7 protein-coding genes are annotated in these 9,712 nt (G+C 41.7%); 2 read left to right on the top strand and 5 right to left on the bottom strand.

Going from position 1 to position 9,712, the window contains the following annotated elements; genetic code table 11:
• Positions 1-215 precede the first annotated feature (215 nt).
• A complete protein-coding gene (locus C8D84_RS13570) occupies positions 216-1,031 on the bottom strand; it encodes a DUF2971 domain-containing protein (protein WP_109592793.1) in 816 nt (271 codons plus the stop codon).
• A gap of 266 nt (positions 1,032-1,297) precedes the next feature.
• A complete protein-coding gene (locus C8D84_RS13565; protein ID WP_109592791.1) occupies positions 1,298-3,385 on the bottom strand; it encodes a catalase in 2,088 nt (695 codons plus the stop codon).
• Between the two features lie 295 nt (positions 3,386-3,680).
• Here C8D84_RS13565 and C8D84_RS13560 point away from each other — a divergent pair, with 295 nt between their 5' ends.
• Together C8D84_RS13560 and ppc are read left to right on the top strand one after the other, a co-directional pair.
• On the top strand, positions 3,681-4,472 hold the full coding sequence (locus tag C8D84_RS13560) for a dienelactone hydrolase family protein (protein ID WP_109592789.1): 792 nt from the start codon (positions 3,681-3,683) through the stop codon (positions 4,470-4,472).
• Between the two features lie 94 nt (positions 4,473-4,566).
• Positions 4,567-7,356, top strand: a complete 2,790-nt coding sequence (ppc, locus tag C8D84_RS13555) for a phosphoenolpyruvate carboxylase (protein ID WP_109592787.1) — start codon at positions 4,567-4,569, stop codon at positions 7,354-7,356.
• 107 nt (positions 7,357-7,463) lie between these two features.
• Here the strand turns inward: ppc and C8D84_RS13550 are convergent, their stop codons facing one another.
• The 3 genes from C8D84_RS13550 to C8D84_RS13540 form a co-directional block, all read right to left on the bottom strand.
• Positions 7,464-8,117: a DUF938 domain-containing protein gene (locus C8D84_RS13550; RefSeq protein WP_109592786.1), complete on the bottom strand. Its 654-nt coding sequence runs from the start codon at positions 8,115-8,117 to the stop codon at positions 7,464-7,466.
• A 74-nt stretch (positions 8,118-8,191) separates the two neighbouring features.
• Positions 8,192-8,656, bottom strand: a complete 465-nt coding sequence (locus C8D84_RS13545) for a flavodoxin family protein (RefSeq protein ID WP_109592784.1) — start codon at positions 8,654-8,656, stop codon at positions 8,192-8,194.
• A 36-nt stretch (positions 8,657-8,692) separates the two neighbouring features.
• Complete coding sequence (locus C8D84_RS13540; protein ID WP_109592782.1) at positions 8,693-9,103, bottom strand: OsmC family protein; 411 nt, start codon at positions 9,101-9,103, stop codon at positions 8,693-8,695.
• Positions 9,104-9,712: the final 609 nt, after the last annotated feature.

Genomic DNA, 9,712 nt, shown 5'->3' with positions numbered 1-9,712 from the left:
TAAATAGTTCAATGAGTCTGGTTTGTTTGTACCAACTTAATCTGCTCTTTCTCATATGACTATCCTAGATTATTTTACTTATCTAGGACAGCCCCTAATTTTATATATGACAGTTTTCACCTGCTAGTAAAACAGCAAAAACCCATAACTTAGGCTGGGTTTTTATATTAAAAACATCTTTCATATACTCAAGGCTTAGGCAAAGTCACGTAATACTATAACCACTTTGTACGTTCAAATTCAAACCATGGTGTGCAGTTTCTCCACCTCAGTTTTTGATACTCAATGCCATCATTTTTCGTTAATTCTACAATTTTTTCGATATCTGACTCTTTACAATCTTGACCAAAAAGTATGCCACTTAAAGAATTCTGATATTCAAAATAAAGCTCCTCATCACACTCAAAAATGGCAAACCTAAATTCACTTTCATTTTCCCAGTCTGTAGCTTTTTCAAAGAATAAACGTTTATTAAACTTGAGTAAGTGGTCATAACAGTAATCTCTATCACCTCGTTTTTCTAATTGGTCAACATTAATCATGTATGCTTTTTCAAGTTGGATATCAGCTAGTAAACGATCATAATAAGCTACACTGTCATATTTAAATGTTCGATTAGAAAATTTATCAGAAAATATCTGTATAAAACGATCAAAGTTAAAAATCAGACAAACTCCTGTATGATTTCCAGCATATTGTGCCCACATTCGAGGTTTACAAAAACCTCTTTTAGGCGTGTCTTCTAAGTGATTGCCTGTAAGCTCTCTATCTTTAGAGAAACAAAGCAGCCTTGTTGACCCTTTAAAGTATGGGTTTAGTCTTTTTGATAAGTAGTCTGGAGTATATTCTTTTAGATCTTTCCCTTCATTTGTACCAGAAGTCAAAAACCAATCTTTCGTTTCTTTTGGGTCATTCGTTTGATTAAATGATGAAAACTTTAAATTCTTATTCTTCAGAATAAAGTCAATTGCAGTTGCAGCTTGAGTGTAATGATATATGTATTCAGCACTATTTTTTTGAAAGGTAAACACAGCCTACAATCTCCTTGTAGTTATAATCATATATCAACATAAGATATTAGCATCGATATCTCAGAACAACAATATAGCTATACTTAAAGACCTAACTCAACAATATATGATCATAAAAAGGCCCTAATGTTTATGAGAGCTCGGCATTTAAGGTACAACTTAGTCTAGATAATACCAACTCGCAAAACTAGCTCCAAAAGCCTCTCATTTAGACACAAAAAAACCAGCCATATTGCTATGGCTGGTTCTTAAACTAAAACGTCGTACTAAGCAAGATCACGAACCTTTGGCTCACGTTCCCACAAGCGTGACTTGGCATTTTCGATAAAAGTATCCAATTCAGCCAGTGGCGTCACGAAACTGTCTTTTTCGATAGGTAATTTACTCAAGATAAATTCGTCAGTCGCGCCGCAATAAGCAATGGCTTTGCAATGACCATACGCATCGTTGAACCAATCTAATGCTGAGCTGTCTTTTGCTAGCTTTTTAGCTTGCTCTGGCATAATGATACTAACGACAGCGTCAAACATCACTGATGGACCGCCAGCGAGACGCTCATCTGCTTGTATGCGAGTGTCGTCATCTAAGACAACTTCTTTATTGGGCGCAACGATTTTCACGCTAGCACCCTGCGCTTTTGCCGCCTCTTCGAACTTTTTGATTTCACTATGGTTAGAGCCTTCAGCGACCAAGATACCAATCAAACGGCCTTTTAAACTCTTAAGCGTTAAACCAATCGTTTGTACTGCTTTCGATGTCGCCATATCCTGTACAGGAGCAGCGGCATCAGCAGGCTCTGGCAGTTCCATACCTAGCGCTTTTGCCACACGATTTGCCAAGTCTTCATCGATATGCGGCAGATGGCTCAGCATACGCGTACGTACATGCGCCGTATCTACTTTACCTAGCTCAAAGGCATAAGCAGAAGCAATGTGCGCTTGCTCAGCTGGCGTCTGGCTACGATAGAACATCCGCGGTTGACTATAATGATCGGCAAAGCTCTCTGCACGCACGCGACCTTTCACACCATCATCCAACTGCTCATGGAATGATTCAAAGCCACGTTTGGCACTTTCGCGCGGTCTAGTCGGATCTAAGCTTTGCGGTTCATAGAGCACACGAGTCTTAGGTACTTGCATCTGCATATGACCATCTTGCTGATTATTGGCAAACGGGCATTTCGGCGCATTGATTGGAATTTGGGCAAAGTTAGGCGACCCTAAACGTGATAACTGGGTGTCTAGATAACTGAACAGACGACCTTGTAATAATGGGTCATTACTGAAGTCTATACCTGGTGGCAGATGCGATGGACAGAACGCCACTTGCTCGGTTTCTGCAAAAAAGTTATCGGGATAACGGTTCAGCACCATTTTACCCACGACTTTCACTGGCACCATCTCTTCTGGAATCAATTTGGTGGCATCTAGATGATCAAACGGGAATTTATCAGCTTCTTCTTCAGTAAATAGCTGGACGCCAAACTCCCATTCAGGATAGTCGCCATTATTAATGGCTTCAAACAAATCACGGCGATGATAATCAGGGTCAGCGCCTGAGATTTTTACCGCCTCATCCCATGTGGTTGACTGTACACCGAGTACAGGTTTCCAATGGAAACGGACAAAGGTGCTCTTGCCTTCTTTGTTGATTAAACGATAGCTGTGAATACCAAAGCCTTCCATCATGCGTAAACTGCGTGGTAGTGCACGATCACTCATCAGCCAAATTAAATTATGCATGGTCTCAGGACTTAATGACACAAAGTCCCAAAAGGTGTCATGCGCCGAAGCAGCTTGCGGAAATCCACGATCTGGTTCTGGTTTGACCGCATGAATCAAATCTGGAAACTTCATCGCATCTTGAATAAAGAAAATCGGCATGTTGTTACCCACGATGTCCCAATTGCCTTCTTCGGTATAAATCTTCACAGCAAAACCACGCACATCACGTGGCGTATCTTTTGAGCCTTTATTACCTGCAACAGTAGAAAAACGGGTAAATAAAGGCGTCTGTTTACCCGTTTCAGTCAAAATTTTGGCAGTGGTGTATTTTTCGAGCGACTCAGTGAGTTCAAAATAACCGTGAGCAGCACTACCACGCGCATGAACGATACGCTCAGGAATACGCTCATGGTCAAAATGATGAATTTTTTCTCTTAATACAAAGTCCTCTAATAAGGTTGGCCCACGTGCGCCTGCTTTTAGAGAGTTTTGATTGTCAGAGATGACGACACCTTGTTGGGTCGTTAGCACTTTAGTGTCATCCCCTGCGCGCTGGTGAGTCTCACCGCCATTGCCAAATTCCGTATTCATATCTTTAGCGGGGTCAGTATGATCAATATTATTTTTCATTATGCATCCTAGCTAGTAATTAAAAGTAGGCTCTGTACCGAGCTGTCTCTAATATTAGCCAAAAAATATGACTAATTCATGGCACTCCTTGTTGATATTTGGTTAAAGTTTGCAGCCGTGATAAAGCCGTAATTTCAGCGTATTTAAACAGAGCTTCAACGTTGACGATAGATTCTTGTCATGTAGTGATTTTTTAAGGTATGCTCTTAGGAAGCATTAAAACAGTTGATAAATAAAATGGGCATGATTTTAGCCAACTATTTATCTTTTTTATACGATTATAAGGCGACCTACCATGTTATCAACTTCAAATACTCCGTCCAAAAAACCTTATCACTCATTGCTAATGGGTGCGTCAATCGGACTAATAGCACTGACTTTCAGCCAAACAGCTGCCGCTATTACGACCAAAAATATTATCTATACCGTGGATGATCAAGCATACGAAGGCTATTACGCCAAAGACGACAAAGCGAATGCGCCTTTTATCCTACTCATTCATGATTGGGATGGATTGACAGACTATGAGCGTAAACGTGCTGATATGTTAGCAGGCGAGGGCTACAACGTATTGGCGGCAGACATGTTCGGGCAAGGCGTTCGCCCTACTTCCATTGAAGAAAACAAACGCTTAACTGGGGAGTTATACGATGATCGCAATAAAATGCGCCGCATACTTCAAGGTGCGTTGAATGCCGGAAGACTACAAGGTAATGATGTGCGTAAAGGCACTACCATGGGATATTGTTTTGGCGGTACCGTTGCTCTGGAACTGGCGCGCTCAGGATTTGAGCAAAAAGCATTTGTACCCTTCCATGGTGCCTTTGATATTCCAACGGGTCAAAGTTATGACAAGACAACTGGAGAAATCTTAGTATTCCATGGCTCTGCTGATGAATCTGTCTCTCTAGAGAGCTTCGCCACTTTGGGTAAGACGCTAGAAGCCGCCAAAGTACCGCATGAGATGGTGACATATAGTGGTGCACCACATGCCTTTAGCGTGTTCGGCAGTGATAGATATGATGCACGTGCAGATGAGCGCTCGTGGAAACGCTATTTGGATTTTTTAGCAAATGAATATAAATAACTTTAATTTATATTTTATAGGAACAGCGACCCTTATTCATTAACCAGCCTATCTCATTGATAAATGAGTCGATTAAAAGCCAAGGAAGCCAATTATGTTATTGAAGAACGACGTATTGCGTGCGCGTGTTAGATTGTTAGGCGCATTTTTAGGTGAGGCCATTTCTCGCCAATCTGGGGAGGATACCCTACGTACTATCGAAACATTGCGCAAAGGCTTTATTCAGGAGCGCCGTGAGCATAATCCAGCACACAAACAGCAGCTGATCGATCTTATTGCCTCATTAGACAATCGAACCTTAAAAAACGTCATTCGCGCATTCTCTATTTACTTTTTCCTCGCCAATTTAACGGAAGAAAACTATCTGCGTGAGCAACGCCGTACTATGCGTGCCCAGTCCAATCAAAGCTGGGAGGGCTCCTTTCGCCGCACCTTGTTAGAATGCCGTGAGCGGCAAATCGAACCTGCGCAAATCAAAGAGCTTATTGATCACCTTAAATTTATTCCTGTTTTTACGGCTCATCCTACCGAAGCCCGTAGACGCACCACTATGAATATTTTGCAGACCCTCTATGAGCATACCGATGCCATGAGCGACTATCCCGAAGGCAGTCTGGCCTTTATGCAAGCTGAGCAAAAAACCGCTGAAACCATTGACTTGCTGTGGTCGTCAGACGAAGTTCGCAGCCGAAAACCTTTGGTTTATGATGAAATAAACAACGGCTTACACTATTTTGATGCCAGCTTATTCACTGCCATTCCCAAAGTATATCGTAATATAAAAGATGCTATCGTCGATATCTATCCTGAGTTAATCGACTACCCTTTACCCGCCTTTGTCAGTTTTGGCTCTTGGATTGGCGGCGATAGAGATGGCAATCCATTCGTCACCCATGAAACCACTGAAATGGCGGTATTGATGCATGCCAATACCGTGCTACGCCATTACCAAGTATTGGTCAGAAAATTGCGTCGTGAGCTGATTCATAGCGATACTATCGTCGATATCGCGCCAGAGATTTATACCCGTATCAAAGACTACAGCACACTCGATCAAAAAGTCTTTTGCTACAATCCTGATGATTACAATAATGAGCCGTACCGAAGACTGCTGTCCATTATTCTGGCTAAAATAAAAGCGACCAACCAGCATATCCAAAGCCAAGGCACAGATGAGGAGGCTGCAAAAGAGGCTTATTCAACACCGACGGCCTTGCTAGATGATTTACGCCTTATTCGCAAAAGTGTCAATACTCATGACAAAGCGCATGGCGAAGGCTTACTGCTTGATACCATTCGCCTAGTCAAAACCTGTGGATTCCATTTAGCCTCGCTAGATATTCGCCAAGATTCAGGATATCACGGCGAAGTTATTGCAGATATTTTTGCTAGCGCCTCGAATCTACCCGACTATCGCACCCTCAGCGAAACAGAGCGCCAAGAATGGCTAACTCGCTTGCTAGAAAAGCCAGGTGCACCGCTGATTTATACCGACAACTTAAGCGCGCAAACACACGAACAGCTTGCTCTGATGAATTCTGTCGCTAAACTGCGCAAACTGGTCGGCGACGATACTTTTGGTAGCTATGTAATTTCGATGACCAACAACGCCAGTCAGCTATTAGAGGTACTACTACTGATGCGTTTTGCAGGCTTATCGGGTATTGATAAGAACGGGCATTTATTTTCTGCCCTACCAGTTGCGCCGCTGTTTGAAACTATCGAAGATTTAAAAAATATCGATAAGATTATGCCAATGGTGTTGGACAATCCGCTATATCGGGAGTTACTTGAGCACTCAGGAAACATTCAAGAGATTATGCTTGGCTACTCAGACTCTTCTAAAGATGGCGGCATTATTACCTCCGCTTGGCAGTTATATAGTGCCCAGCAAACCATCACCGATATCGCCAATCAATATGGTATCACCACCCGCCTGTTCCATGGTCGTGGTGGTTCCGTCAGTCGTGGTGGTGGCTCAACCCATCAAGCCATCGCTGCTCAGCCTGCTGGCACTTTACATGGACAGATCAAATTCACCGAACAAGGCGAAGTACTTTACGCCAAGTATGCCAATCCAGATACTGCCGTGTTTGAATTAACCATGGGAATCACGGGGGCGCTAAAAGCCAGCTCGTCACGATTTGTCGAACAACCCAAACAGCTAGATAGCTATGAAGCGTTGTTTGCTGACTTGGCAGATGCAGGCGAACAGCAATATCGAGAGCTGACGGATAATACAGAGGGCTTCTATCAGTTTTATTCTGAGGCCACGCCAGTACAAGAGATTTCATTGCTCAATATTGGCTCGCGTCCTGCTCACCGTAAAAAAGGACTGCCGAGCAAATCGACGATTCGGGCGATACCGTGGGTATTTGGCTGGTCATTGGCACGCTTTACCCTTCCCGCTTGGTATGGCGTGGGCAGTGCTTTAGATAGCGTCAAAAAAGACGAAGCGTTAATGAAAGAGATGAATAAAAACTGGCCATTTTTCAATGTCTTTATCAGTAATATTGAAATGGCTTTTACCAAATCCGAGATGAATATCGCCCGTGCATACAGTCAACTGTGTAAAGACGAAAGCTTACGTGAGCAAGTCATGCAGGCAGTGATTGATGAGCATGAACTGACGCACGCAGGTCTCAACTCCTTGCTAGAGCAGGCGTCTTTACTCTCAAACCAACAAGAATTGGCTCATTCATTGGAATGGCGTAACGCCTATTTAGATCCCATTAACTACATCCAGATTGAGCTACTCAAGCGTATGCGCCAATCCGATAACACTGACAATGACAATTTGGAAAATGACGATAGACCTGCTGTCGAAGATGCATTAATTCGTAGTATCAATGCTTTGGCAGCAGGGCTACGCAATACGGGTTAGTATTGATAGAGAATGAGGAAAATAGAGAGGTATTTACTCAATCAAAATCGTATTAAAGCTGAGTTGATTCATGGTGTTATCACAGTGACTCAACTCAGCGTTTTACGTTAATAGAGTTTTTCGAATACTAATATTTGATTGTTAGATGGCATCTCATAACGCCTACTTAACGTTAAATGATGTGCATTTGCCAAATCTATAACGTCTTCTAAATGACGGATGCCACTGTTAGCATCACGCTGGCGCAAGCTATGGTCAAACTGACGATTGCTTGCACTGCTATAACTGCCCTTTTCGTTAAAGGGTCCATAAACGATGAACTTACCATTTAAAGGTAATATATCGCCGACCAATTGGAATAATTTAGCCACTAAAGACCACGACATAATATGCAAGGTATTGGCGGTAAATACCGCATCATACGTTATATCGACCGCATTTTTCATTGGCACTGAATCACACGATACATCAAAAGTAAGCGGTGCATATAAATTAGGGGCAGGATAAGCAACATGCCAAGCATTGATGGTGGCGTGATTGACAAACACATCACTGGTCTGCCATGTTAAATAGGTCAATCTAGGGGCAAAATATACGCTATGCTGACCGGTTCCAGAACCCACTTCTAATACATGAGTAGACGCTTGTAACTCTTGCTGTAAAACTTCTAGAATCGGCTGCTTATTATTTTCACACGCTTGAGAAAATGCTATTCCAGCAGGAGCAATCGATTGGCTATTATCTGAATCATCATTCAACACTGCTAATATCCTTATATATCTTCATTACTGTAGCTTTGATATTAATAATGGCGACAAGCAAAGCGTCGAAAAAACTAATAAATACCCACTTCTACCCCAGCTGCCAGTGTCATCGCTAGCTCTTCGACTTGCTCAGTAAAGATTTCTTGCCAATCACCTTGTAAAATCAGCGCCTCTTGAATCCATTCCCAGCGCAATCCGGTCGTAATGGTTTTCATAGCAAGCTTAGTACCCATACCGTCATGACCTGCGCGAATGTATAGTGCAAATGGCATGCCCTGCTTCTTCTCTAACACCGGATAATAACAGCGATCAAAAAAGTCTTTGGTCAGTCCTGCCATATAAGCCAAGTTCTCAGTCGTGCCTAACAATAACGCATCAGCAGCTAGCACATCTTCAGGTTGCGTATCTTGGGGAGATTTTAGTATGACATTGATATCTATATCAGGATGATTGGCACCATCATAAGCCACTTGCGCCAACTTCTTAGTATTAGGCGATGGCGCATGAGCGACGATAAGCAAGATTTTGGTAGCCATATTAATCACCGTTATAGAGGTTAATAGTTCTTGGAATCAATAACTATTAGAATGAATAGTCACTTTTTGAATAATATCAGGATGGATGCTTTTCGCAACCGGACAAGTCAGCGCGGTGTTATAGAATATCTTTTGCGTTTTCTCATCTAGCTGCTTATTAAAGGTGATAGCAACATGCACTTCACTGACTCGTCTTGGGTCAGCTGCCATCACTTTCGTAACTTCAGCTGTAGTACTTGCAATATCGATATCCATATCGCGAGCTTTAATCCCAATAATGGTCAGCATACAACTGGCTAAACTCGTCGCCAATAAATCAGTTGGTGAAAATACCTCGCCCTTACCGTGATTGTCCGTTGGCGCATCGGTGATAATCTTGTTATTTGATTGTAGGTGTATCGCTGTAGTACGTAGATCGCCTTGATAAGTTACTTTTGAGGTTGTCATTATTTTTCCTTTAATAGTTATTGTTATTGGATTATCGCTCTTTAAAAGATTTTAAAGAGCCTTCTGATATAGAATAAGCATTTTAGATTCGTCAGTTACAACATTAGATATGAAACTCGGATATTTTTAAGGAAAGAGTTTATGTATAACACACATATGTAGCAGACTAAACTCGTTAATTATAATGTGTAGGGAAGCCAAACCTAAGTAATTATTTTATTTTCTTTTGGGTAACTTATTAACTTACTCGACAGCACTCTATTTATTTCTAATAAACTGTTTAACAGTTCATCTTCTATTACTGGAATATCAACAATTGGAATCCCTACATTTCGAGCTTGCTTTAGTTCCCAAATTACCCATGGACACAATGGAGTAGATTTAGAAGAAATCAATAGAATAATGTCTGAGCTGAGTAATTCTTGCTCCACAAATTCTTGTTTTTTGTCTGCTGTATTATGAAGTAAGTCTATAAATGTATTGGTATACTCAGAGACTACTTTATCTACGCTTTCTAGGGCGTGTCATCAATTAGCACAGTTGTTTTAGAATAAGCTATAGTAACTCTATATTTACTCATATGAGCTTAATCATCATGACAAGACGACA

This window comes from Psychrobacter immobilis (assembly GCF_003148585.1).
Lineage (GTDB): Bacteria > Pseudomonadota > Gammaproteobacteria > Pseudomonadales > Moraxellaceae > Psychrobacter > Psychrobacter immobilis.
This window is presented reverse-complemented; position numbering and strand designations above follow the sequence as displayed.